General features: G+C 71.2%; 18 protein-coding genes and 1 pseudogene. 6 read left to right on the top strand and 13 right to left on the bottom strand.

Annotated elements, in window-relative coordinates; translation table 11 throughout:
• Nucleotides 1-8 precede the first annotated feature (8 nt).
• Nucleotides 9-869: pseudogene (locus ACFXMG_RS11495) on the bottom strand (IS5 family transposase).
• Between the two features lie 194 nt (nucleotides 870-1,063).
• Between ACFXMG_RS11495 and ACFXMG_RS11490 the strand changes: the two are divergent.
• Together ACFXMG_RS11490 and ACFXMG_RS11485 are read left to right on the top strand one after the other, a co-directional pair.
• Nucleotides 1,064-5,425 (top strand): molybdopterin-dependent oxidoreductase, encoded by a 4,362-nt coding sequence (locus ACFXMG_RS11490; RefSeq protein WP_383814981.1) that lies wholly within the window; start codon nucleotides 1,064-1,066, stop codon nucleotides 5,423-5,425.
• Between the two features lie 168 nt (nucleotides 5,426-5,593).
• Nucleotides 5,594-6,565 carry a quinone oxidoreductase family protein gene (locus tag ACFXMG_RS11485; protein WP_383814597.1) on the top strand — a complete coding sequence of 324 codons (972 nt, stop codon included), beginning with the start codon at nucleotides 5,594-5,596 and terminating at the stop codon, nucleotides 6,563-6,565.
• A 139-nt stretch (nucleotides 6,566-6,704) separates the two neighbouring features.
• Here ACFXMG_RS11485 and ACFXMG_RS11480 read toward each other — a convergent pair whose 3' ends face one another.
• From ACFXMG_RS11480 to ACFXMG_RS11470, 3 genes are all read right to left on the bottom strand, one after another.
• Nucleotides 6,705-7,370 carry a M15 family metallopeptidase gene (locus tag ACFXMG_RS11480; protein WP_383814599.1) on the bottom strand — a complete coding sequence of 222 codons (666 nt, stop codon included), beginning with the start codon at nucleotides 7,368-7,370 and terminating at the stop codon, nucleotides 6,705-6,707.
• A 225-nt stretch (nucleotides 7,371-7,595) separates the two neighbouring features.
• Nucleotides 7,596-8,342: a class I SAM-dependent DNA methyltransferase gene (locus ACFXMG_RS11475; protein WP_383814601.1), complete on the bottom strand. Its 747-nt coding sequence runs from the start codon at nucleotides 8,340-8,342 to the stop codon at nucleotides 7,596-7,598.
• A gap of 332 nt (nucleotides 8,343-8,674) precedes the next feature.
• On the bottom strand, nucleotides 8,675-8,803 hold the full coding sequence (locus tag ACFXMG_RS11470) for a hypothetical protein (protein ID WP_383814603.1): 129 nt from the start codon (nucleotides 8,801-8,803) through the stop codon (nucleotides 8,675-8,677).
• Between ACFXMG_RS11470 and ACFXMG_RS11465 the strand changes: the two genes are divergently transcribed.
• The 3 genes from ACFXMG_RS11465 to ACFXMG_RS11455 all read left to right on the top strand — a co-directional run bounded on the left by ACFXMG_RS11465 (nucleotide 8,793) and on the right by ACFXMG_RS11455 (nucleotide 12,296).
• Complete coding sequence (locus tag ACFXMG_RS11465; protein ID WP_383814605.1) at nucleotides 8,793-10,928, top strand: collagenase; 2,136 nt, start codon at nucleotides 8,793-8,795, stop codon at nucleotides 10,926-10,928. The genes ACFXMG_RS11470 and ACFXMG_RS11465 overlap by 11 nt on opposite strands.
• Before the next feature lie 91 nt (nucleotides 10,929-11,019).
• Nucleotides 11,020-11,724 (top strand): helix-turn-helix transcriptional regulator, encoded by a 705-nt coding sequence (locus tag ACFXMG_RS11460; protein ID WP_383814607.1) that lies wholly within the window; start codon nucleotides 11,020-11,022, stop codon nucleotides 11,722-11,724.
• 47 nt (nucleotides 11,725-11,771) lie between these two features.
• On the top strand, nucleotides 11,772-12,296 hold the full coding sequence (locus ACFXMG_RS11455) for a DUF3291 domain-containing protein (protein ID WP_383814608.1): 525 nt from the start codon (nucleotides 11,772-11,774) through the stop codon (nucleotides 12,294-12,296).
• Nucleotides 12,297-12,307: 11 nt separating this feature from the next.
• Here the strand turns inward: ACFXMG_RS11455 and ACFXMG_RS11450 are convergent, their stop codons facing one another.
• On the bottom strand, nucleotides 12,308-12,820 hold the full coding sequence (locus ACFXMG_RS11450; protein ID WP_383814610.1) for a cupin domain-containing protein: 513 nt from the start codon (nucleotides 12,818-12,820) through the stop codon (nucleotides 12,308-12,310).
• Between the two features lie 235 nt (nucleotides 12,821-13,055).
• On the opposite strand from ACFXMG_RS11450, the gene ACFXMG_RS11445 reads away from it, so the two are divergent.
• Nucleotides 13,056-14,852, top strand: coding sequence for a lysyl oxidase family protein (locus tag ACFXMG_RS11445; protein ID WP_383814612.1), 1,797 nt, complete (start codon nucleotides 13,056-13,058; stop codon nucleotides 14,850-14,852).
• Between the two features lie 81 nt (nucleotides 14,853-14,933).
• On the opposite strand, the gene ACFXMG_RS11440 is transcribed toward ACFXMG_RS11445, so the two are convergent.
• The 8 genes from ACFXMG_RS11440 to ACFXMG_RS11405 all read right to left on the bottom strand — a co-directional run bounded on the left by ACFXMG_RS11440 (nucleotide 14,934) and on the right by ACFXMG_RS11405 (nucleotide 24,546).
• On the bottom strand, nucleotides 14,934-15,878 hold the full coding sequence (locus tag ACFXMG_RS11440) for an ROK family protein (protein WP_383814613.1): 945 nt from the start codon (nucleotides 15,876-15,878) through the stop codon (nucleotides 14,934-14,936).
• A gap of 10 nt (nucleotides 15,879-15,888) precedes the next feature.
• On the bottom strand, nucleotides 15,889-16,767 hold the full coding sequence (locus ACFXMG_RS11435; protein ID WP_383814615.1) for a heparin lyase I family protein: 879 nt from the start codon (nucleotides 16,765-16,767) through the stop codon (nucleotides 15,889-15,891).
• 7 nt (nucleotides 16,768-16,774) lie between these two features.
• Nucleotides 16,775-18,787: a PQQ-binding-like beta-propeller repeat protein gene (locus ACFXMG_RS11430; RefSeq protein ID WP_383814617.1), complete on the bottom strand. Its 2,013-nt coding sequence runs from the start codon at nucleotides 18,785-18,787 to the stop codon at nucleotides 16,775-16,777.
• Nucleotides 18,788-18,890: 103 nt separating this feature from the next.
• Nucleotides 18,891-19,940, bottom strand: coding sequence for a hydroxyacid dehydrogenase (locus tag ACFXMG_RS11425; RefSeq protein WP_383814619.1), 1,050 nt, complete (start codon nucleotides 19,938-19,940; stop codon nucleotides 18,891-18,893).
• A 24-nt stretch (nucleotides 19,941-19,964) separates the two neighbouring features.
• Entirely contained in the window at nucleotides 19,965-20,921 is a 957-nt protein-coding gene (locus ACFXMG_RS11420) for a carbohydrate ABC transporter permease (RefSeq protein WP_383814621.1), read from the bottom strand.
• Nucleotides 20,918-21,814, bottom strand: coding sequence for a carbohydrate ABC transporter permease (locus tag ACFXMG_RS11415; protein WP_383814622.1), 897 nt, complete (start codon nucleotides 21,812-21,814; stop codon nucleotides 20,918-20,920). Before ACFXMG_RS11415 ends, ACFXMG_RS11420 begins: the two co-directional genes overlap by 4 nt.
• A 205-nt stretch (nucleotides 21,815-22,019) precedes the next feature.
• Nucleotides 22,020-23,330, bottom strand: coding sequence for an ABC transporter substrate-binding protein (locus tag ACFXMG_RS11410; protein WP_383814624.1), 1,311 nt, complete (start codon nucleotides 23,328-23,330; stop codon nucleotides 22,020-22,022).
• A gap of 133 nt (nucleotides 23,331-23,463) precedes the next feature.
• Nucleotides 23,464-24,546: a LacI family DNA-binding transcriptional regulator gene (locus ACFXMG_RS11405; protein ID WP_383814626.1), complete on the bottom strand. Its 1,083-nt coding sequence runs from the start codon at nucleotides 24,544-24,546 to the stop codon at nucleotides 23,464-23,466.
• Between the last annotated feature and the right edge of the window lie 428 nt (nucleotides 24,547-24,974).

The following is a 24,974-nucleotide window of genomic DNA, read 5'->3' as shown; positions in this document are numbered from 1 at the left end:
CGGTCGAGTCACCGGGCAGACCAGAGGAAGATACCCGCGACGTGGAGTCCGGCCAGGTAGATGGCGGCGGTCTTCTCGTAGCGAGTGGCGATGCCTCGCCACTGTTTGAGGCGCTTGATGCGCCGCTCGACGGTGTTGCGCTGCTTGTATGCTTCGCGGTCGAAGGTCGGCGGTCTGCCGCCTGCCTGTCCGCGCCGCCGCCGGTTGGCCTGCTGGTCGGCCCGCTCCGGGATCACCGCCCGGATACCGCGTCCGCGTAGGTGGTCGCGGATCGCGCGGGAGGAATACGCCGTGTCGGCCAGGACCAGGTCCGGCCTGGTGCGTGGCCGTCCAAGAGGACGGGGAACACGCAGACGGGCCATGACATCCATGAAGGCGGGTGCATCTGCGGCCTGGCCGCCGGTGAGGACGAACGCAAGTGGCCGACACCGGCCGTCCGCCGCGAGGTGGATCTTCGTGGTCAGCCCGCCGCGGGACCGGCTGATGGCATGATCGTCCGGCTCACCGACCGGAGCCCCTTTTTGCGGGCCCCGGCCGCATGCTGGTGAGCCCGCACGACCGTGGAGTCCACCGAGACGGCCCAGCTGACGTCTTCGTTCGCATCAGCCTGGGCCACCAAGCGGCGAACACCGCTCCCAGGTGCCGTCGACGGCCCACATCCGCAGGCGGTTGTAGACACCTCGTCATTTGCCATACTTCTCCGGCAGATGCACCCACTGGGTACCGGTCTGGAACTTGAAGGCGATCGCGTCGATCACCTCACGATGGTCCCGCCAGCGGCCACCCCGCTTCGGCGTCCTGTCCGGGAGCAACGGCTCGATCCGCGCCCACTGCGCATCAGTCAACGGCACACCCGGACCAACGCCCAGCTGATCCAAACGAAACCGCCTAGTCGCAGCCCCCGCGAACTGGGCCACGGCCCAGGGCGGCCTCACCGCAGGCCGCGGGCCGTCGTGCGGGCCGTGTAACCCCTCGCGCGCCGAGCACGTGATCGTCTGGAAACCGGTTCTTCATACCGTCTCGGACGTGGGAGATTTCCCAGGTGAGTGTCGACGGGGGAGGGGTGCCAGTGGTGTCGCCGGAGGTGGGGGACGGGTCGGTGCGTACGGCCTGTTCGTACTGTGGGGTCGGTTGCGGCATCGTCCTCGACGTCGCGAGGGACCCGGCCACCGGGCGCCGTACGGCCGTGAAGACGTCGGGGGATAAGGCCCACCCCGCGAACGCCGGGCGGCTCTGTACGAAGGGGGCCACGAGCGCGTACATGCTGGCCGCCCCCGGGCGGGCCACGGCGGCGCTGGTACGGGCGGAGCGCGAGGCGGCGCCCGTGGAGACGGACGTCGACGCGGCCGTCGCCGACGTGGCGCGGCGGCTGCGCGCCATCCTGGACGAGCACGGGCCCGACGCCCTGTCCTTCTACGTCTCCGGCCAGATGTCGCTGGAGGCGCAGTACCTGGCGAACAAACTGGCCAAGGGCTTCGTGCGGACGAACCAGATCGAGTCCAACTCCCGCCTGTGCATGGCCTCCGCCGGCACCGGCTACAAGCTGTCGCTCGGCGCGGACGGGCCGCCCGGCTCGTACCAGGACTTCGACCACGCCGACGTCTTCTTCGTCATCGGTTCCAACATGGCGGACTGCCACCCGATCCTCTTCCTGCGGATGATGGACCGGGTGAAGGCGGCCGGGGCGAAGCTGATCGTCGTCGACCCCCGGCGCAACGCCACCGCCGACAAGGCCGACCTCTTCCTCCAGATCAGGCCCGGCACGGACCTCGCCCTGCTCAACGGCCTGCTGCACCTGCTCGTCGAGAACGGGCACATCGACGAGGGGTTCCTCGCCGAGCACACCGAGGGGTGGGAGGCCATGCCCGCCTTCCTCGCCGACTACCCGCCCGCGACGGTCGCCGGGATCACCGGAATCCCCGAGGCCGACATCCGGCAGGCCGCGCGGTGGATCGGAGAGGCGGGCGCAGGCTCCGGCACCGGATCGGGCACCGGATCCGGATCCGGCTCCGGCGCGTGGATGAGCTGCTGGACGATGGGGCTGAACCAGTCCACGCACGGCACCTGGAACACCAACGCGCTGGTGAACCTGCACCTCGCGACCGGCGCGATCTGCCGGCCGGGCGCCGGGCCGTTCTCGCTGACGGGCCAGCCCAACGCCATGGGCGGGCGCGAGATGGGCTACATGGGGCCCGGCCTGCCCGGACAGCGATCGGTGCTGGTCGACGCCGACCGCGCCTTCACCGAGGAACTGTGGGGCATCCGGGAGGGCTCGCTGCGCACGGACGTCGGGCGCGGCACGGTCGAGATGTTCGAGCGGATGGCGGCCGGCGACATCAAGGCGTGCTGGATCATCTGCACCAACCCGGTGGCCTCCGTCGCCAACCGCAAGACCGTCATCGCCGCCCTCGAAGCGGCCGAACTCGTCGTCACCCAGGACGTGTTCGCGGAGACCGAGTCCAACGCGTACGCCGACGTCGTCCTGCCCGCCACGCTGTGGGCCGAGTCCGACGGCGTCACGGTCAACTCGGAGCGGAATCTGACCTTGGTCCGGGGCGTCGTGGACCCGCCGGGGCAGGCGCTGCCCGACTGGCAGCTCATCGCGCGGGTGGCGTGCGCGATGGGATTCGCGGAGGGATTCACGTACGCCTCCGCCGAGGAGGTCTTCGAGGAGCTCAAGCGGGCATGGAACCCGCAGACCGGCTGGGACCTGCGCGGAGTCTCGTACGAGCGGCTGCGCGGCACCCCCGTGCAGTGGCCCGCCCCTACCGCCGATGGCCCCGACCGCAACCCGCTCCGCTACCTCAACGACGGCGTCAGCCAGACCCTCCTGGAGCACGCGGACGGCACCCGCCCCCGCCTCGCCTTCCCGACACCCAGCGGACGCGCCCGCTTCTTCGCGCGCCCGCACCTCCCCGCCGCCGAACTCCCCGACGACGACTACCCGTTCGTCCTCAACACGGGACGCCTCCAGCATCAGTGGCACACCCTGACCAAGACCGGGAAGGTCGCCAAGCTGACGAAGCTGAACCCCGGTCCCTTTGTGGAGGTCCACCCCGAGGACGCCGCCGCGCTCGGGGTCGCCGAGGGCGACCATCTGGAGATCGCCTCGCGGCGGGGGCGGGCTGTTCTGCCCGCCGTCGTGACCGACCGGGTCCTGCCGGGCAACTGCTTCGCCCCCTTCCATTGGAACGACCTGTTCGGTGAGTACCTGAGCATCAACGCGGTCACGAACGACGCCGTCGACCCGATCTCCTTCCAGCCCGAGTTCAAGGCGTGTGCGGTGACGCTCGCGAAGACGATCGCCCCTGTGCCGGCTGCTCGGCCTGCTGATGAGCCTGACGCTCTGGCGAGGGAGGGGGTGGCGCGCGAGGTGGAGGCGCGCGAGGTGGGTCCGGTGGTGACGGGCGAGCCGGTGGTGACGGGCGAACCGGTGGCGATGCTCGGTGCCCTGTTCGGCGTCGCCGATCTCGTCCCGCCAGCGTTCAGCGAGCCGGAGCGCCGCTATCTCGCCGGGTATCTGGCCGGACTGGCGGCAGCGCCCGTCCCAGCGCCCGTCCCGGCGCCCGCCTCGGCGTCCCCCGACGGCCGGGTCCCGGTCCTGCCCTCCTCCGCCCCCTTCTCGCCCGAGCACGGTCTCTGGGTCGACGGGGTCCTGGCCGGAATGTTCTCCCGCGCCGCCGGGCCTTCCTCCTCGTCCTCGCCCTCGCCCTCCATATCCACGCCGACCGGGCGGCCGACGTCTGTGGTCGGCCCTGAGCAGCCGTCGCCTCCCGCGCGGAGGCTCCTCATCCTCTGGGCCTCTCAGACGGGCACGGCCGAGGAGTTCGCCGCGACGGCGGCCGGTCGGCTCGCCGAGGCAGGACACCGGCCGGCGCTCCTTTCCATGGAGGGCGCCGACCTGACGGATATCGGATCCGATACGGATCTGCTGGTGGTGACCAGTACCTTCGGGGACGGCGAAGCCCCCGACAACGGCGCGGCCTTCTGGGAAGCGCTCAGCGCTCCCGACGCCCCGCGCCTGGAGGGCCTGCGGTACTCCGTCCTCGCCTTCGGGGACTCCAGTTACGGTGACTTCTGCGGCCACGGGCGCCGGGTGGACGAGCGCCTGGCCGAACTCGGAGCGGGCCGCCTGCTCCCTCGTACCGAGTGCGAACCCGACCACGAGGAGAGCTCCGCCGCCTGGCTCTCCACCCTCGTACCCCTGCTGACCGCAACCGCCCCGCAGCCGCGTGCCTCCTCCGTCGCCCCCTCCGCCCCCGCCCCCGCCTCTGTCTCTGGCGCGGCGGCGCGGACGTCCTTCTCGAAGGCGGCGCCGTTCCCCACGCTCCTCATCGGCAACCGGCTGCTCAGCCTGCCCGGCTCCCAGAAGGAGGTGCGGCGGTACACCTTCGACACGCGTGGCGGTGAGCTCGCGTACGAGGCGGGTGACGCCCTCGGCGTGTGGCCGACGAACAGCACCGAGCTGGTCGCGGAATGGCTCGCCCTCACCGGTCTCGACCCTGCCGAACCGGTAGCCGTCGGCGACCGCGACACGGGCCCGCTGCCCCTGGCCGAGGCGCTGCGGACGCGCCTCGACATCACGCGCATCACTCCGGACCTGCTTCGCTTCGTCGCGGACCGCACGGGCAGCCAGGAACTCAAGCAGTTGCTGCGCCCGGGGCACAAGGACGAGCTGGCCAAGTGGAGTTGGGGCCTCCAGGCGGCCGACCTCATCGGCTCGCACGCGGTCCGCGCCTCCGCGGCCGACTGGGCGGGCGTCCTCAAACGTCTCCAGCCGCGCCTGTACTCGATCTCCTCCAGCCCCCTCGCCCACCCGAGCGAGGTCAGCCTCACCGTCTCCGTCGTCCGCTACTCCAACGACCGGGGCAGGGACCGCGCCGGCGTCTGCTCCACCTACCTCGCCGACCACGCCGACGACGGCCCGGTGCAGGTCTTCGTCCAGCGCTCCCCGCACTTCCGCCCGCCGGCCGACCCCGCCGCGCCCATGATCATGGTCGGCCCGGGTACCGGCGTGGCCCCCTTCGTCGGCTTCCTGGAGGACCGCCAGGCCCGCGGTCACACGGGCCGCAACTGGCTCTTCTTCGGCGAGCAGCGCGAGGCCACCGACTTCTACTACCGCGAGGAACTGGAGACCCACCTGGCGACCGGACACCTCGCCCGCCTCGACACCGCCTTCTCCCGCGACCAGCGCGCCAAGGTCTACGTCCAGGACCGCATGCGCGAGCACGGCGCCGCCCTCTGGTCCTGGCTCCAGGACGGCGCCCACTTCGCCGTCTGCGGCGACGCCGCCCGCATGGCGAGCGACGTAGACCAGGCCCTCCGGGAGGTCGTCGCCCGCCACGGCCGCATGACCGAGGACGAGGCGGCCGCGTACGTGAAGCAGATGGCCGCGGAGAAACGATACGTCCGCGACGTCTACTGAGCACGCCGCCGGCCGCCCGTCATGTGCCCCGTTCGGGCCGTCGGTGGCACTCTTCTCCCACGTGGGCACGAGACGGCTACGACACCGGCTAGGACACCTCACCGCGAGCGGGAATCGGATCGCCACGGCCGGAGTTGCTGAGGGAAGTCAGCCGTTTCAGGAGGGGTCATGCGAGCGATTCAGGTTTCCGAGGTGGGCGGTCCCGAGGTGCTGCGACTGGTCGACATCGATCGACCGATGCCGGGCCCGGGCCAGGCGGTCGTGGAGGTCGCCGCGTCCGGCGTCAACTTCCTCGACGTATACCACCGCCAGGGCCGGTACACCCTCCCGCTGCCCTTCACCCCGGGCACTGAGGGCGCGGGCACGGTCCTCGAGGTTGGACCCGGCGTCACCCACGTCGCTGTGGGAGACCGGGTCGGCTGGGTGGAGACTCCCGGCACCTATGCCGAGCAGGCCGTCGTGGACTCCTCCCGGCTCGTGCCCCTGCCCGACGGCGTCGACTTCGATGCCGCCGCCGCCGTGCTGTTGCAGGGCATGACGGCGCACTACCTCGTCAAGGACGCCTACCCGGTCCAGCCAGGCGACACGGTGCTCGTGCACGCCGCCGCCGGCGGCATGGGGCTTGTGCTGACCCAGCTCATCACCCATCTCGGCGGCAGAGTGATCGGCACAACCTCGACACCGGAGAAGGCCGAGCTGGCGCGGCGGGCCGGGGCCGCCGAAGTGATCCTCTACTCGGCAGCGGACGATCTCGCGGCCGAGGTGAAGTGGCTTAACGGCGGCCAGGGCCTGCCTGTCGTCTTCGACGGCGTCGGCAGGGACACCTTCGATGCGAGCCTCGCCAGCCTGCGAACCCGCGGCCACCTGGTGCTCTTCGGCGCCGCGAGTGGTGCGGTGCCGCCCTTCGACCCCATCCGGCTCGCCCAGGGCGGTTCGCTGACCCTGATCCGACCCAGCCTCGACCACTTCATAGCCGATAGGTCCGAGCTGCTCCGGCGCGCCGCCGACGTGCTCGAATGGGTGCGCACCAAGGCGCTTGAGACCACCGTGACGGCCCGCTACCCGCTCGCCGAGGCCGCCCGAGCTCACCGCGATCTGGAGGCTCGGCGCACCACCGGCAAGCTGCTCGTCATCCCCTAGGGCACCGACGGAATCGACTGACCTGCAAGCAAGGAACGTGGCTTCCGCCAGGCGTCGATCCCTCGCAGCTGTGTCCGCGATCCCGGGTGATGAGGGTACGACCCTGAGGATCCAGGCCCGGAACGGCGTACTCATCGGGTCAGCGGCCGCCCGCGCCGAGCTCCTTCGGGCCGTAGAGCGCCGAGTCCGCGCCCGTCATCAAGGCCCAGTAGCGGTCCCCGAAGGACCAGTGCCACCACTCCGTCGGGTAGTTCACGAGGCCCACGGCCGACAGCGCGGAGCCCAGGATCTCGCGGTGGGCGCGGGCCTCGGCGTTGATGCCGGGGGCGTCGGTGTAGCAGGCGCCGTCGCTTTCCTCGGGGTCCGCGTTCATGCGGGTACCCAGGTCCAGTTCATGCCCGTCGACGTCGGCGAGGGTGAGGTCGACGGCAGCACCGGCGCTGTGCGGGGCGATGTCGGGCGGTGACACGTACCGGCTCGCCGCCGAGTGGATCTGCCCGGCGGACCAGTCGGGGTGGGTGCCCCGCAGCTGACCGGCGTACTCCTCGAAGTACGCAGCCTGAAGGGCGGGAGGCCGGTACCCCTCGACGAACAACAGCCTCAACCCCCGCGGCAGCGCCCCCTGCGCCTCGACCAGCCGCTCCAGCACCCCTTCCCGGAGATACGCGAAGGCATCCGCAGGGTCCTGCTTACGGCCATCGACCAGCAAGGCACCACCCCGACGGACGTCCACGAGACGTTCACCGCACTCGGCGACGGGTATGGCGGCGACCCGCGGGTCGGACATCAACACGATCTGGCTCATGGCTTGATCATCCCGCAGGGCTCGGGGGTGGGGGAGCGGTGGCCCGCGCGTTGCCCGCCGCTCCCTATGCCTCCGATCGCCGCCTACCTTGGTTCCCACGACCTTGGGGGCGATCGCGTCCGGGCGTGCTGACCTGGCGGATCGGCTGGTGGGTGATCAGCAGGCGGCCTGACAGGCGAGCACGAGCCCAGCCCTGCCGTCTCGGCGTAGGCGAACGCCGGGTCGCTAGAGGGGCTTGCGCCAGACGGAGATGTGTTTCGTGGAGTCCTGGGTGAAGGGAGTCTCGTCCCAGTTCGCGACACGGCGTTCCAGTTCGAGGCCGGCGATGCGTGCCATCAGGTCGAGTTCTGCCGGCCAGGCGTAGCGGTGTCGGGAGTTCTCGCGGCGGTAGCGGGCGTCGTCGCCTTCGCCGTCGCGGGTGAGGTGGTGCGAGACGAGGATCTGCTCGACCAGGTCGAAGGTGTCGAAGCCGACGTGCCGTTCGGAGACGTCGAACGGAACCGCTACCTGGCCGGGTGGGAGGTGGCGCAGGGGTGGGACGTTCAGTTCGATGACGAAGCGGCCGCCGGGCGCCAGGTGGCGTGCGGCGTTGCGGAAGCACTCGACCTGCTCGTCCTGGGTGAGCAGGTTCGTGATGGTGTTGTAGACGAGGTAGACCAGGGTGAACTCGCCGGGGACGACGGTGGTGGCCATGTCTCCGATGACGACCGGGAGTGTGTTCTCGTCGGTCTTGCGGCGCAGCACCGCTGCCATGTGTTCGGAGAGTTCGATGCCTGCCACCGGTACGCCGCGTTCCCGGAGGGGGACGCCTACGCGTCCCGTTCCGATGGCGAACTCCAGCGCCCTGCCGTCTCCTGCCAGCTCGGCGAGGAAGGCGAGGGTCGGTTCGAGAACGGCAGCCGAGAAGGCTTCGGTCTCCTCGGTGTCGTAGCGGTCGGCGGTCGCGCGGGTCCACAGCTCACTGCTCGTCACGGACGGCCACTCTGCCGCGCGCCGAGGGGTGATGTCGACGCAATTACGCGGCTCGATCGTATGGGGTGGTTCATGGGGGTTCAGGTCGGGGAACGGCAACTTTTCTGTTGCCTGGGGCGATGAATCCTGCCCGAGGGCTTCCCGAGCAATGCGACATGTGAAATTTTACACGTCACATGTCAGCCGCCCGTGTCCCTCAGCACGTGGCCACCACGGCCCCGGAGGCCCCCGCAGATGCAGCACCCCTTCCGGATATCGAAGACCCGCGCGCGAAGACTTCCCGTGCTTGGCGCGGCCGTCTTCATGACGCTCGGTCTGTTCGCTCCGCCGAGTCAGGCCGCCGTCACCAGCGCCGCGACGCCTGCCCCGGCCTCGGCGCCTGCCCCGGCCGCGACGCCCGCCCCGGCCTCGGCGCCCCGGGCGATCCCCGTCCCCAAGTCGCCCGACGCGATGAGCAGCAACCCCCGTTTCCGTCTCTCCTCACAGGACAGCGCGGAGGAGTCCGGACCGCCGCCCGCGCCCACGGCGACGGCCGCCGGCAAGGCGAGCCAACGGTCGTCGGCCGCCGTCGCGGACGCGTGCGGTGATCTGTCCGGCGTCATCGACGCCACGGGCGCCGCGCTGGTTCAGCAGCTCAAGGCGCTTCCTCAGATCACCTGTACCTACCCGCTGTTCAACCTCACGGGGGAGAACGCGCGGAAGGCGTTCAACGAGGCCCAGATGGTGACCGTCGCCGACGCGCTGCGCGACGCGTCGGCCACGTACGCCGGAAACAACAGCGCGTCCGTCGGGCAGCTGGTGCTGTTCCTGCGCGCCGGCTACTACGTGCAGGACAACAACGCGGACGTCGTCGGCGACTACGGCACCGCGCTCGCGGGCGCGGCGCGCGGCGCGCTGGACGCCTTCTTCGCCTCGCCGCGCAGCAGGGACGTCACCGACGCCAACGGCGAGATCCTCAACGAGGTCGTCACGCTGATCGACAGCACCCACGAGGCGGGCCGGTACGCCGGGGTCGTGAAGTGGATGCTCGGCGGCTACGACGCCACCTGGCCCGGCCAGATGAACCTCGCCATGCAGCACGTCGAATGGGTCGTCGAGAACGGCTTCAAGGCCAAGGACGACGCGCGCGGCTGGCGGGCCGCGCTCAAGGCCGACCCCGCCCTCCTCGACACCTGGGCCGGGTTCGTCACGCGCAACGGCGCGCAGCTGAACCGCCTGGACGTCGTCAGCAACGTCGGCCGGCACCTCGGTCACGCCCTCGACGTCCCCGAGCTCAAGGACCGCGTCCGGCCGCTGCTGAAGGACCTGATCAACCGGTACCCGAACGTCGGCCCGACCGCGCCGATCACCATGAACCTCGGCTGGGCCACGCGTCAGTACGACCGGGGCAACTGCGCGGCCTACGCCATCTGCGACCTCGGCGAGCGCGTGCTTCCCGCCGTCCTGCCGATCCAGCACACCTGCACCCCGGGCCTGAAGATCCGCGCCCAGGACATGTCGCCCGGCCAGCTGGCGAGCACCTGCACCAGCCTCGTCAACCAGGACGCGTACTTCCACCGCGTCATCGGCGACAAGGGCGCGATCCCCGGTGACGTGAACACCGACCTGGAGGTCGTCGTCTTCGACGACTACACCCAGTACGCGCTGTACGCCTGGGCCATCTACAACATCGACGTCGACAACGGCGGCATGTACGAGGAGGGTGACCCGGCCGTCCCGGGCAACCAGGCCCGCTTCATCGCCCACGAGGCCCACTGGCTGCGCCCGGCCTTCGAGATCTGGAACCTCAACCACGAGTACACCCACTACCTCGACGGCCGCTACAACATGCACGGCGACTTCGAGGCGGGCATGACCACGCCGACCATCTGGTGGGTCGAGGGCATCGCCGAGAACATCTCGTACGGCTACCGCGGCGAGCGCAACGCCGACGCCATCGCCGAGGCCGGCCGCGACACGTACCGGCTCAGCGACCTGTTCGACACCGTCTACGGCCAGGAGGAGGACCCCGAGGTCAACTCGAACCGGGTCTACCGCTGGGGCTTCCTCGCCGTCCGCTACATGCTCCAGAAGCACCCCGCCGACGTCGAGACCGTGCTCGGCAAGTACCGCACCGGTGACTGGGCCGGGGCCCGTACCTTCCTCAAGCAGACCGTCGGCACTCGTTACGACGCCGACTTCGCCACCTGGCTGACGACCGCGTGCGCGACGAACGACTGCGGTCCGCTGCCGGAGGCCACCGCCGCCCCCGCCCCGCTCTGCACCCTGGGCGACGCCCGCCAGTTCGACCAGAACTGCCGCCGCGACGGCCTCGCCGCCACCATCGGAAACTACAGCTACCACTTCGTGTACCTGCCGGCCGGCGTCGAGAAGCTGACGATCACCAGCAGCGGTGGCACCGGCAACGCCGACCTCTACTACGGGGGCGGCAGCTGGGCCACCACCGGCAGCTACCAGGCGAAGTCCACCGGCACCGGGAACGGCGAGACCCTGACGATCGCCGACCCGCCCTCCGGCTGGGTCTACTTCAGCCTCGCCGCCGCGCAGGACTTCAACGGCGTGACCCTCTCCACCCAGGCCGAGTGAGCCGTTTCGCCGGGGCTCTCACCGCCGAGCCCCGGCGAACGCCTGGCGGAGGCTTTCTATCTCCAATCTGCGTTGTCACTAGAATGGTCCGATGAAGGACATCGACGTGATCGCGGTACTACAGGATCCGGTACGCCGCCGGCTGTACGAGTACGTGGCGGCGCAGGGCCGCGAAGTCGGACGCAACGAGGCCGCCGAGGCCGCGGGCGTCGCGCGCACCCTCGCCGCGCACCACCTGGACCGGCTGACGGAGGCCGGTCTGCTGGAGAGCGGCAGCCGCCGCCTGACCGGCCGCTCGGGGCCGGGGGCGGGCCGCCCCGCCAAGGTGTACACGCGGGCGCGGGCCGAGCGCTCGGTGTCGCTGCCCGCCCGCGACTACCGCACCGCCGCCGAACTGCTCGCCGAAGCCGCCGAACTGGCCGGCCTGGACTCGGGACTCTGCGACGCCGCGCGCAGGCGGGGCGAGGCCCTGCGCGGCTCGGCCGCGCCCTGCGCCGGCCTCGCGGAGGCCATGGTGATGCTCGCGGAGCGGGGCTACGAACCGCACCTCGAAGGACCCGAAGTCGCAGAGGGCCACGAGGCGTCGGAAGAGGCGCCAGAAGAGGTGTCAGGAAGCGTCGTCCGGATGCGTAACTGCCCCTTCCACGCCGTCGCGGAGCGCTTCCCGCCGCTCGTCTGCGGCATGAACCTCGCGCTGCTGGAAGGGCTGCTCGGCACGGACGGGCCCGTGCGCGCTCGTATGGACGCCCGGGCGGGGGAGTGCTGCGTGGTGGTCGAGCCTTCTGAAGGCTTCTAAAAACAACTCTCATTGACATAGAAAAGCGGCCGTGCTGGGATGAGGCCATGACCTCACCCATGCCCGCCGCCCACCTCGCCGAGCTCAACGTGGCCACCCTCCGCCACCCCCTCGACGACCCCCGCATCGCGCCGTTCGTCGAGATGCTCGACCCGGTCAACGCGGCGGCCGACGGCACGCCCGGCTTCGTGTGGAGGCTCGTGGAGGAAGGGACGGCCGACGCCACCGGGCTGCGCCCGGCGGGCGAGAACGTCATCGTCAACCTCAGCGTGTGGGAGACCCAGGAGGCGCTGTGGGACTTCACGTACCGCAGCGGGCATCTGGAGGTGATGCGGCAGCGCCGCGCCTGGTTCGAGCGGCACGTCGAGGCGCACATGGTGCTCTGGTGGGTCCCCGCCGGTCACATCCCGACCGTCGGCGAGGCCCTGGAGCGGCTGGCGGACCTGCGCGCACACGGCCCGTCCCCCCGCGCGTTCACCTTCGCCTCCGCCTACACCGCGACGGAGGCCGCCACCGCGTCTGAGGCCGCCACCGCGACGGAGGCCGCCACCGGGGGCGCGGCGGCACTCTGAGGCGGTGGGTCCTACTGCTCCGTGGACTCGAGGGCGGCGCGCCAGGCGGGGCTGTCGACGTAGTGGTTGTCGTAGCGCTCCGCCGATTCGGCGATCTCCTTGACGTCGGCCTCGCCGCGCATGACGCGGCCCAGCAGGCGCAGGTAGTCGAAGCGGCCCATGCCGGGCGTGAAGACGAAGAGGACGTCCGCCTCGCAGCCGGGGGCGGCGGCGAAGGCGTGCGGGGTGTGCGGGGGTACCGCGAGGAAGTCACCCGCGTTGAGGACCGTGACCTCTTCGCCGACGAGGACGCGGAGGGAGCCGCTGATGACGAAGAACAGCTCGGTCGCCTTGGTGTGGAAGTGGGCGGGTGCGCCCACGGCCCCCTTGGCGAAGGTGGACCGGTAGCTGGTGAAGCCGTCGGCCGTGCTGTCCGAGTCGGCGAGGAGCATCATGACGCTGCTCGGGTCGGCGCAGGTCTCGGCCTCGTCGTGGCGGGTGAGCAGCGGCAGGAAAGGGGCGGTGGCCTGATTCTTTTCGATCATGATCCGACTTTATGATCGTGGACCCCCTCGCGCCCGCGCTTTTCGGATAGCCCCCTCTCTCGCTCGGGGAGTTGCCCGCGTTTGTCATGCACCGTACGGGCGTCTTCCGGCCAACATCGTGACGATTAACGCCCTCCGGACAACCGGGTGTTCAACGCCCTCCTCTCACACCGCGGGCGAGCACGTGGGGACGTGACCCGCCTTCTTCTCACCGCACCCGGAGGACGAGGGAACGATGACCACAACGCGCACCACCCGGCTACGGCGTCCGCTGCTGGCGGGGACCACGGCCGTCGCCGCCATGGCCGTGACGGCCGGCTTCATGGCCGCCACGCCGGAGCAGGCCAAGGCCGCGGCCGGCGGCCTGAAGCTGAGTCTCATCGCGGCGACCGACTCGGTCACGCTCACCTCCTGGAAGGAGGAGCCGGGCGTCTACCTGGACCTCGGCACCTACCTGACCGCCGAGGGGACGCCGCTGGAGCTGAAGGTGACCCGGAAGTCCTACAAGGACCCGGTCACCATCACCCAGACCGTGTTCGAGGGCGGCAGGACCAAGGCGAAGGCCCTGCCCCTGGGCACCGTGAAGGACTTCTCCGGACTGCCCGGCTTCGCCGAGATCAGCGTCACGGACAAGACCGGCAAGGTGGTCTACAACCGGGCCGAGAGCTTCTGCCCCAACAACGCCAGCGGACGGGTCCGACCCGACGCGCCCGCCACCTCGAAGTATCCGGAGAGCTGCCCCACCAACCCCTTCACCCTCGGCTCCGTGTGGGGCGTCGAGAAGGGCTGGGCGGCCAACACCTACGCCGGTTCCTACACCCAGCCGGTGAAGCTCGCCGCGGGCAAGTACACCGCCAAGGTCCGCGTCGCCAAGAAGTACCGCGACCTCTTCGGCATCGCCGACAGGCCCGCGACGGTGAAGCTCACCATCGAGGAGCGCAGCTGGGAGGACGGCCGCGCGGCCGCCGCCGGCGAGCACGCCGGCCACGGCGCCGCGCACCAGGCCCCCTCCGGGCAGGGCGCACACGAAGGGCACGGCACACAGGCCGGGCAGGGCGCACAGGCCGGTCACGCCGGGCACGGACCGGGCCACGCCCCGACGCCCGCCCAGGTGGCCGCGCCGCAGACGAGCGGTGCCGGCCCCTCGTACAACGTGGGCCACGGGCCGCTCAAGGCCGCGCCCCCGGCCCTGCCGTGGGCCCTGAAGAAGCTTCAGGCCGGGCGCGCCGGTGTGCAGGCCGCGGGTGACACCGCCGGGCAGACCGACGGCTCGCGCCAGGCGCCCGCCCTCACGCCGCACCGCGCGCGACCCACCGGGACCCCCTCCGTACCCAACGTCCCCAAGCCCGACCTGCGGTCGCTGCCCGCCTACGGCATCACCATCAGCGACGGCGGCGTCCAGAACGTCCCCGGCAAGGACTACCTCGCCTTCAGCGCGAACGTGTGGAACGCCGGGCCTGCCCAGCTCGTGGTGGACGGCTTCCGCTCGCCCGGCAAGGCCAAGATGGACGCCTACCAGTACTTCTACGACGCCCAGGGCAAGCAGGTCGGCTACACCCCGACCGGCACCATGGAGTGGGACCCGCGCCCCGGCCACGTGCACTGGCACTTCACCGACTTCGCCAGCTACCGGCTGCTGAAGGCCGACAAGAAGGAAGCCGTGCGCAGCGGCAAGGAAGCCTTCTGCCTGGCCAACACCGACGCCGTCGACTACACGGTGAAGAACGCCAACTGGCACCCCTTCAACACCGACCTCTCCACCGCCTGCGGCCAGGAGAACTCCATCTCCGTCCGCGAGGTGCTGGACGTCGGCTCCGGTGACACCTACACCCAGGACCTGCCGGGTCAGTCCTTCGACATCACGGACCTGCCCAACGGCACGTACTACATCCAGGTCCTCGCCAACCCGGCGAAGCGGCTCAAGGAGACCAACCTCGACAACAACAGCGCGCTCCGGAAGGTCGTCCTCGGCGGCACGCCCGGCCGGCGGACGGTCACCGTCCCCGCGCACGAGCTCGTGAACGCCAACTGATCACGCGCCACCCGACCCGACGTGACCGAGCCGGCCAGGTACGCCGGCCCGGTCACGCGGGCCCCGCCTCCGCCGAGGACGTCACGCCGGGCGGGCAACCTCAGCGCTAGCCACAACGAGCAGATCCCGGGCGAGCAGCCCCGCCCCCCAGCACCCCGCCGCGTCCCCGAGCGCCGCGGGCAGGATCGCGGGAAGCCTCTGGAACGTGAGGCGTTCCTCCACCGCCGCCCGGAGGGGGACGAAGAGGGTGTCGCCCGCCCCGGCGAGGCCGCCGCCGATGATCAGGGCGCTGGGATCCAGCACCGTGACCGCGGTGACCAGGCCGTCGGCGAGGGCGGCGACCGCCGCCCGCCACACCCGGGACGCGGCCTCGTCGCCCGCCGCGACGGCCCGCGCGCAGCCGGCCGCGTCGGCCGGGACGCCGCCCACCGAACCCCAGGCACGCCCGATCGCCGCAGCCGAGGCCAGGGACTCCAGGCAGCCGCGCCCGCCGCAGGCGCAGACGGGGCCGCCGGGGCGTACGACGACATGGCCGATCTCCCCGGCGCAGCCGCCCGCCCCGGCCTCGATCGCCCCGTCGATGCCGATGGCACCGGCGATGCCGGTACCGACCGACACGAACAGGAACCGGCCGGTCCCGCGGCCCGCCCCCAGACGACCCTCCGCCAGGCCGCCGGCGCGGACGTCGTGCCCGAGCGCGACGGGCATCCCTCCGAGCCGGCGGCACAGCAACTCCCGCAGCGGGACGTCACGCCAGCCGAGGTTGGCCGCGTGGACGGCGACGCCCCGCTCCTCGTCGACGACGCCGGGCACGGCGACACCGGCGGCCTCCGCCGCCACGCCGAAGCGCGTCCGGCCGAGGGCACGCAGGTCCGCCGCGAAGCCGAGGACCGACTCCACGACGGCCCCGGGCCCGCGCCCACGGCCGGTCGCCCGCCGCTCCTCGTACAACAGCGCCCCGTCCAGCCCGACCAGTGCGGCCTTCATGCCGGTGCCGCCCACGTCGAGGGCGATGACGTGTCTCACGGGAGGACCCTCACCGCTCGCCCCCGGCGGGCTCGGCGCCCTGGGAGAGGTCCAGGACACGGATGTCGTCGTGGTGGACGACCCGCGTCGGTACGTCTCCCTTCTCCAGCGACTGGCCGGGACGGTAGAGACCCCACTTCAGGTACCCGAAGTGCGCCGGGTTCACGGGGTGGAAGGTCTTCACGTTCTCGTACGTCCTCCGGAGCGTGTACCGGGATTCGCCGGGCAGCCGCGTGGAGACCTCGTAGTACCCGGTGTCGTCGTCCGTCCAGCGCACGTCCACGCGGAAGCGCATCCACCGGCCGACGTACGGGAGGAAGTCGTCGACCACGGTGGCCTGGAGATCGAGGGTCGGCGAGCGGAAGGCGATGCTGTTCCGCTTGGTCATGAGGTAGAAGGACGGGAGGTTCCCGCCGGCGTGCTTCCCCTGGAAGACGATGTCGCCGCTCTCCGAGTCCCCGGGCCGGAAGGGCTTCCAGTCCTTCAGCAGCACGCTGAACTCGTACCGCTGCTCGTCCCCCACGACGAACTTCCCCTCGTGGACGTCGTTCGTGGCGCTCTCGCTGCGGGGGGCGCCGTCGGAGACGTACGCGGGATCGCCCAGGGTCACCTTGTGGGCGACGGCGTGGTCCGTACCGGACGGGACGACGTACGACGCGTCGGCGGCCGTCGCGTGGGTGGTGGTCAGGTCCTCGGTGCCGGAGTTCAGCTCGCCGTTCCGGTAGTCGATGGTCAGCAGGGGCGAAGGGCCCCGGTCACGACCGCCGCACGCGCCCGGCGCGGGCCGGCTCTCGCCGTCCTGCCCCGCCTGGGCGACGGTCAGGCCCGCCACGGTCAGTGTCCCGGCGAGCGCCGCGCCCATGACGGAACGCCTTGTCGACTTCTTCATGTCCGGATCACCGCCTGTCGTCGACGCGGACGAGGTGGTGGCCGCGCATCGTGTACAGGCGGCCGCGGTTGTCGACGTTCACGTGCGGGCCGCTGTACCAGGCGCCGTTGATCTCGGCCACGACGGTGGTCAGGGCGAAGGTCTTGGGGTCGAAGCGGAAGAGGGTGGTGTCGGAGACGCCGTAGACCACGCCCCGGCTGGTGACCATGGCGGCGAAGCCGGGGCAGACGGCGCGGTGGTCGGCGGTGTGGATCACCCGGCGGATGCTGAGGTCGACGACGAAGAAGCCGCCCTTCCGCGTGAGCCCGTACAGGTGCCGGCCGCGCACGGCCAGCGCGGCCGTCCCGGTGGTCAGGGTGGCGGGGAGGTCGAGGCGCCACAGCTCCCGCCCGGCGACCGGGTCGAAGGCGACGAGGGTGCCGCGCGGTCCCTGGGCGGTGGGGTTGTCGCCGCCGAGGTACGCGACGCCGTCCCGGGTGGCGACGGCACGGACGAGCTGGTTCCCGTCGACCGGATTGATGTACGCGGCCTTCTTCCCCGTCCTGGGGGAGTACGTCCACAGGGAGCCGCCGCCCTCGGTGTCGGACTGGACGCCGACCAGGAGGAGTCTGTTGCGCCCGTCGTAGCAGACGTCGAGCGGGCGGTTCTGCTCGCTGGGGAAGGCGGCGAGCTGCCGGGGCAGTTCGTCCCTCTGGGGGTCGTACGTCCACATGCCCTGCGAGCTGTACTGGCCGGTGTAGAGCACCCCGTTCAGCACCTCGGCGTCCTTCGCCTCGCCGGGTGCGCGCAGGTTGGCCACCTTGCCGTCGCGCAGGTCGTGGCGGGCGATGACGTTGTTCCCGCCGACGTAGACGTACCGGTGGTCGGCGGCGATGCCCATCGTGGTCTGCGGGCTGACGGGCGCGCCGGCCGCGCCGAGATCGGTGACGACGGCCCGGCCCGAGGCCAGGTCGATCTCGCCGACGAAGCCGTAGCCGGAGACGACGGTCAGGGTGTCGCCGACGTGGTCGAGCCCCCAGACCTCGCCCAGGTCCCCGTCGAAGGCGACGGGGCTGAGGACCCCGGTCGCCAGGGAGTAGGAGTGCAGACCGGTGTCGGTGGCGAAGTGGACGGTGTCGCCCTGCGCGGTCAGGTTCTTGACGACCTTGCCGGTGCTGGTCGTGACCTTGTACGAGGAGAGGTCGGCGAGGTCCATCACGGCCAGCTTGGCGGGCTCCGTCGAACCCGAGGTGCTGACCACGAGCCGGTCGCCGAGGACCACGAGGTCCCGCAGGCTGGGGTCCTTCTCCATCTCCGGCGGCGTGACATCGGCGAAGGTGCCGGCCGCGCGGTCGTACGCGTACAGCGACGCCTTGCTCGCGCCCTCGCCGCCGGACAGGACGCTGCCGGCTCCGAAGAAGACCGTGGTGTCCGTGGCGGCGACGGCCCTTGCCAGGGTTGCCTTCGGGTCGGGTATGCCGAGCTTGGTCACCTTGCCGGTGGCGGGGTCGTACATCCAGAGCGCGGGCGCCTTGCCGGGGATCCCGCCCACCGCGTACACGGTGCCGTCCGGGGCGACGGCGAGGTCGCGGATGTCCCGGTCCTCGGTCCGGCCGATGCCCACGGCGGGCGTCTGGGGGGTGGTCAGGTCCCAGCGGAACAGGTTCGGCTTGCCCTCGTCGCCCTTGGTCAGGATGCCCGCGTACAGGTACCGGCCGGTGGGGTCCGCGGCGAGGGCCTGGATCGAGTGTCCGGTGCCGAGGACGGTCTGGGAGACCACCTTGCGGGTCGGCAGGTGGAAGCCGATGACCCGGGTCGGTTCGAGGTTGCGTGAGCCGATGTAGACGGTGTCGCCGACCTGGAGGGCGCTCATGAGCGCGAACTGCTCGATGGCCGGGCCGAGATCGGTGACGGTGGTGCAGGGTTCCTGGGGGCGGGCCTGGGCCGGGGAGGTGAGCAGGGGCGCCGCGGCGGTGGCGAGCCCGAGGGCACCGCCTGCCATGAGCAGCTGACGCCTGCCCACCGGTCGAGAGTGCTGCATGGGGGGAGACTCCTTTGTCTTTGTGCGGCTGGGGAGGGAGGAGTGTGCCTTCGTGCGACTGGGGAGGGAGGAGCGGATGGGGCGGCTGGGGAGGCCAGAGCCGTCAGGCGGACGTCGCGAGGGCGGCGTGGTGTACGGCGTGGGTGAACGGTTCTCCGGCGCAGTAGCGGCCGACCTCGTCGAGGGCACCGGCGGCGATCCGGTGCAGCTCGCCGCCGAGGGAGCCGGCGATGTGGGGGGTGAGGAGGACGTTGGGCAGGGAGTAGAGGGGCGAGGCGGCGGGGAGCACCTCCGGTTCGGTGACGTCGATGACCGCGTGGATCCGCCCGGACACCGCTTCGGCCGTGAGGGCCTCGGTGTCGACGAGGGAGCCACGGGCCGTGTTGATCAGGGTGGCGCCGTCGCGCATCAGCGCGAGCCTGCGCGCGTCCATCAGGTGTCGGGTCTCGGGCAGCTCCGGCGCGTGCAGGGAGACGATGTCCGAGGCGCGGACGAGTTCGTCCGGGTCCACCAGGCGGACGCCCATCGCCGCCGCCCGCAGGGTGCTGACGTGGGGGTCGGCGAGGAGGATGTCGAGGTCGTAGGGCCGGAGCAGTTCGATGACCTTGCGTCCGACGAGCGAGGCTCCGACGACGCCGACGGTCCGGCGGTAGTTGCCGAAGCCGGGGAAGTGCCGGGACCAGTCGAGGGGAGAGCGGTGCTCGCGATAGAGACCGCCGATCTCCAGGACCCGCTTGTTGGCGAAGAGGATCGCGGCGACGGTGTACTCGGCGACGGGGACGGCGTTGGCCGCGGCGGCGGAGGAGACCAGCAGACCGCGGTCCCAGCACGCCTGTGTCACATGGTGCTTGACGCTGCCCGCCGCGTGCACGATCGCCTTCAGGGCAGGGGCCCGCGCCAGGACGTCCTCGTCGAGGACGGGGCAGCCCCAGGAGGTGAGCAGGATCTCCACGTCCTCCAGGGAGGGCTCGTCGGTGAGGTCCTCGGCGACGTGGTCCGGGTCGATGTCGACGTACGCGGTCAGCCGCTGGATCTCGGCGGGCCCGAACAGCGCGTCCCGGTGGCGGCGCCCCATGGCGAACAGGGCGCGGGGGCGGGAGCGGGGGCCGGGGCCGGAGTGGGGAAGGGGGGTCGGGGTCGGGGTCGGGAGCATGGGTGAGTTCCTCACGGTGGCGGCCTACTTGACGGCGCCGGCGGTCATGCCGGACTTCCAGAACCGCTGGAGCATCAGGAAGACGGCGATCAGCGGGGCCACGGCCACGAGCGAGCCGACGACGGCCAGCAGGTAGTCCTCGGGATGCCCCTGCGTGAGCGCGGACGAGTACCACACGTAGAGGCCGAGGTTGACCGGGTACAGGTCCTGGTCGGAGAGCATCACCAGGGGAAGGAAGAAGCTGTTCCAGATCTGGGTGAACTGGAAGAGGAAGATGGTGACGAAGCCGGGCGCGATCATCGGGAAGGCGATACGGCAGAAGGTCTTGAATTCGCCCGCCCCGTCCATCCGCGCCGCTTCCAGCACCTCGTCGGGCACGTAGGACGCGCTGAACACCCGGGCCAGGTACACGCCGAAGGGGAAGACGAGGCCGGGGATGAAGACGCCCCAGAACGTGTTCACGAGTCCGGCCTTGGCGGCGAGCAGGTACAGCGGGATCGCCATCGCCGTGCCGGGCACCATCACGCCAAGCAGCACGAGCGAGAACAGGCGCTCCTTGCCGGGGAACGCGAGCTTGTCGAACGCGTAGCCGGCGGCGACGCTGAACACCGCCGCCAGGAGGGCGCCCACACCGGCGTACAGCACCGTGTTGACCAGCCAGCGCACGTAGACGCCGCCGTCGGCCTGGAACAGGTGGCTGAGGTTGTCGGCGAGGTGGATCTTGTCGCCGAGCGCGAAGCCGTTGGTGCCGAAGAGGTCCTCGCGGCTCTTCGTGGAGGACAGCAGCAGCCAGGTCAGCGGCAGCAGCGTGTAGAGGGTCGCGAGACCGAGGAGGGCGGTGACGCCCGCCTTGGACAGCAGCACGGACGGCGACTTCCCGGCGCCCTTGCCCCGGCGGGGCGCGGGCCGGCGGCCGGATGGCGCTGACGTCGACGTCGCGGGGGTGTGGGCCGGAGCGTCGAGCGTGGAGGACTTGGTCACGGCTTGCTCCCGCGGCGTGAGATACGGGTGACGACGAACGACAGCACGGCGGCGAACAGGGCGATGAGCAGGGAGGCGGCCGCGGCGAGCCCGAAGTCGTTGTTCTGGAACGCGGCCGTCTGGACGTACATGTTGGGGGTCCAGCTGCTGCCGATCGCGCTGGACGCGTTGTAGATGACCTTTGGCTCGGTGAAGAGCTGGATCGAGCCGATGACGGTGAACAGGACGGCGAGCGCCACCGCGGGGTAGATCATCGGGACCTTGATGGACAGTGCCGTCCGTATGGCGCCGGCGCCGTCGACCTTCGCCGCGTCGAGCGTCTCGCGGGGCACGGCTTGCAGGGCCGCGTAGAAGATCACCATGTTGTAGCCCGTCCACTCCCAGACGGCGATGTTGGCCGCGGAGAACACGGCGTTGTCGACCGAAAGGAAGTTGACGTCGATGCCGCCGGACTCCAGGAAGTCGATCACCGGGCTCAGGCCGGGGGTGTAGAGGTACACCCAGATCAGCGCGGCGATCAGCCCCGGCACCGCGTGCGGCAGGAACAGCGCCAGCTGGAAGAAGGACTTGGCCTTGGCCAGCCCCGAGTCGAGGAGCAGGGCCAGGACCAGCGCGCCGCCGATCATCAGGGGGATGTAGATCGCGCAGTACGCGGCGATGACGAGGAAGCCGTCGAGGAACGCCTCGTCGGAGAGGGCGCGGGCGTAGTTGCCCAGCCCGGAGAAGACGCTTTCGGTGCCGCCGAACCCGAGGCCGGAGGTGCGGGTGGTGAACAGGCTCAGCCAGGCCGCGTACAGCAGCGGGGCGAGGGTGACGGCCGCGAACAGGCCGAAGAACGGTGTGAGGAGCAGTGCGGCGGTCCGGCGCTGTCCTCGGGCGGATGGGCTTGCCATACCGGCCTTCCTTGGGTGGGGCGGGGGAGTGCGAGCGGCGCGGAAGGGGCGGAGCCGGCCCGCCGCACGGGCGGGGGCCGATCCTCCGGGTCCTTCGGGCTGCCAGGGGCTTGTACGGGCTCCGCGAGCTGCGGGGGCTGCGCGGGCTTCGCGGGGTTCCAGGTGCCGGGCTGGGGCCCGGGCCGCTACGGGCTTCGGCGGGCCGCTACGGAGCCGTGACGGACAGGCCGCGCTGCTTCATCTGCGTGAGCGTGACGTCCTCGGCCGTGGTGAGGACGCCGGGCAGGTCCACCGAGCCGCCGGCGACCTTCGGGAGCTGGTCCACGAGGGCCGTGTTGGTGGCGCCCATGACCGGGCCCCAGGTCCAGCCGGGCGGGATGGCGTCGTAGGAGCGCGCCATGAGGGTGTAGATGTCCTGGCCGCCGTAGTAGTCCGTCTTGAAGGCGGCCTTGGTGACCGGTACGAGCTCCGGGTCGGCGGGGAACATGCTGCTGGTGCCGGAGGACACCCACGCCTTCATGCCCTCGGGGTCGGTGGTGATCCACTTGATGAACTCGGCGGCGGCGCCGCTGTTGTCGGATCCCTTGGGGATCACGAACGAGGACCCGCCGTACATGCCCGAGGCCGGCTTCCCGTCCCACGTCGGGACGGGGGCCACGGCCCACTTGCCCTTCTGGTCGGGCACGGTCGCCTGATGGGCCCCGGCGCACCAGCTGGCGCAGACGTAGGCGACGGTCTGGCCCTTCTGGACGCTCGTCCAGAACGGGTCGAGCTGGCTCAGCGAGCGGACGAGGTCCTTGCGGGCGAGGTCGCCCCAGTAGGCGGCGACCTTCTTCGACGGCGCGTCGTCGACGGTGACCTTCCAGGAGTCCTTCTCGGCCGCGAACCACCGGCCGCCGGCCTGCCAGGAGAACGCCTCCAGGAGCCCGGGGTTGTCGGTGTAGAGGACGCCGCCGCGGGCGGCCGGATCGGCCTTCTTCACCTGCTCGGTCATGTTCCGGTACGCGTCCCACGTCGTGGGGACGTCGATCTTGTGCTGGGTGAAGAAGTCCTTGCGGTACATCATCATCAGGGGCGCCGCGTCGCGCGGGACGGCCCAGGTCCTGCCGCCGAGGTCGACCAACTGCCGGGCAGCCTCGGGGAACTGGTCCTTCACCACCGGGCCGAGCGTGCCGCTCAGGTCCTCGATCTTTCCCTGGGCCGCGAATTCCGGCAGGTGGGGGTACTCGACCACCGCGACGTCCGGCGCGGTGCCGGCCTTCACGGCGTTGGTGAGCTTGGAGTAGTACTCCTGGCCCGAGGGGACCGTCTCGAAGGTGACCTTGATGTCCGGGTGGCTGCGGTTGAAGGCCGCAGCCACCTTGTCGGACCCCTTCACGAAGGACCAGAAGGTCACCTCGCCGGTCTTCTTCGCGGAGGAGGAGGCTCCCCCCTGGTCCGTCCCGCCGCAGGCGGTGGCGAGCAGGGCGAGAGCCGTGACGGAGCAGGCCAGGGCGGCCGTGGATCTGCGAAGCATGATGTGCACCGATCGTTCGCGGGGGCGTTGACCGGAATCATTCGCCAGGAAATTTGCCCCGTCAATGCTTTGGGCTTCATTCGATGCGAAACGAAAGTAAACGAAGCTATGCGATGTCGATCGGTGGTCGCGTCTACGCGCGGCGGTGCGGTGCGGGAGCGGTGCCGCTGGAGTCCCGTACGCGCAGCTCCGGGCGGAGCAGCAGCTCGGCCAGGGGTGCGGCCGGATCGGCGATGCGGCGCCGCATCAGGTCGACCGCCCAGGCCCCCACGGCCCTCTTGGGCGGGGCCACGGACGTCAGCGGCACATCGCTCAGCTCGGCGACCTCGTCGTCGTACGTCACGATGGCCAGGTCCTCGGGAACGCGCAGGCCGCGCGCCTGGAGGAGGCCGAGCAGGGCGACCGCGTCGAGGTCGTTATGGACGAGCGCGGCCCGTACGTCGCCCGCCTCGACGGTCCGGACGAACTCCTCGAACCACTCGGCCGACGCCGCCCCGTCGGTCGGGTCGATGCCGTACTCCGGCCCCTCCGCCAGCCGCAGGGACCGGCAGGCCGCCGCGTAACCCTCCCTGATCAGGGGGGTGTTGGGGCTCTCGGTCCGGGCGATGAGCGCGATCCGCTCGTGCCCCAGCCCGGCGAGGTGCCGGACCGCGAGGCCCGCGCCGTGGGCGTGGTCCGACGCGACCTGCTCCAGCCGCCCGGCCCCGCCCGTCCTGCGGTCCACGAGGACCACCGGCACGTCGAGGCCGGCCAGCCACTCCTCGGCCAGGTCTACGGGCTCCAGCCCGGCGCGCGGCATCAGCAGCAGGCCGTCGACGCCCGCCGCGACCAGCCGGCGCACCTGCTCCCGGTTGTCGGTCAGCGTCTCGCCGGAGACCGCGAGGACGATGCGCACGCCATGCGTACGTGCCGTGTCCTGCACCCCCCGGATGATCTCGGGGTAGTAGTAGCCGCCGGGCGGCACGATCAGCCCGAAGACGTCCCCGTGCCGCCTGTCGGACCGGGCGGCGGTGGCCCCGTCGGTCGACTGCGCGGCGCTCGGCGACATCGCGCCCCCGTGCACCCGCACGACCAGCCCCCGGCCCGCCAGGTCCCGGACGTCCTGGCGCACCGTGACGGCGGAGACCCCCATCTCCTCCGCCACGTCCTTCACCTTGATCGTGCCGCGGCGCTCGATCAGGCGCAGCAGTACCTCACGCCGCTCTTCGGTCAGCACGTCACGTGCCCCCTCTCCTCGCGAGCGAAGCCATTTGCTTTCACTCGACAAATGAAAGGTATCAACCAAGCCGGCGGCAGAGGTCGCCACCGAGCGCTCGCCTACCGGCGGCCTGCACATGGCGCCGTCCCCTCAGAGCCGAGCCGGACCCGGACCCGCTGGGGGGCCCGGGTGAGGCCGCCGAAGTCGACCGTCAGCGCCGCGCCCGTCGTCGTCTCCACGGACACCCCCCGCGGAACGGAGGCGAGTTCACCGACGCGCACGCTCGCCCGCACCCGCGCGAGCCGCAGGACGCGCCCGTGCCGCTGCTCCACGCTCTCGCGCATCGGCGACGGTCCCTCGCTCCGGTCGGGCGGTCGCGCGCGGCGTAGGGCCCGGGTCCCGCCCGGGTCCCGCTCGGGACCTGATAACTTCTACAGCAATGTAGA

Source organism: Streptomyces sp. NPDC059201, from assembly GCF_042754585.1.
Taxonomy (GTDB): Bacteria; Actinomycetota; Actinomycetes; order Streptomycetales; family Streptomycetaceae; genus Streptomyces.
The sequence above is the reverse complement of the archived record's forward strand: the minus strand, read 5'-3'. Positions and strand labels throughout refer to the sequence as shown.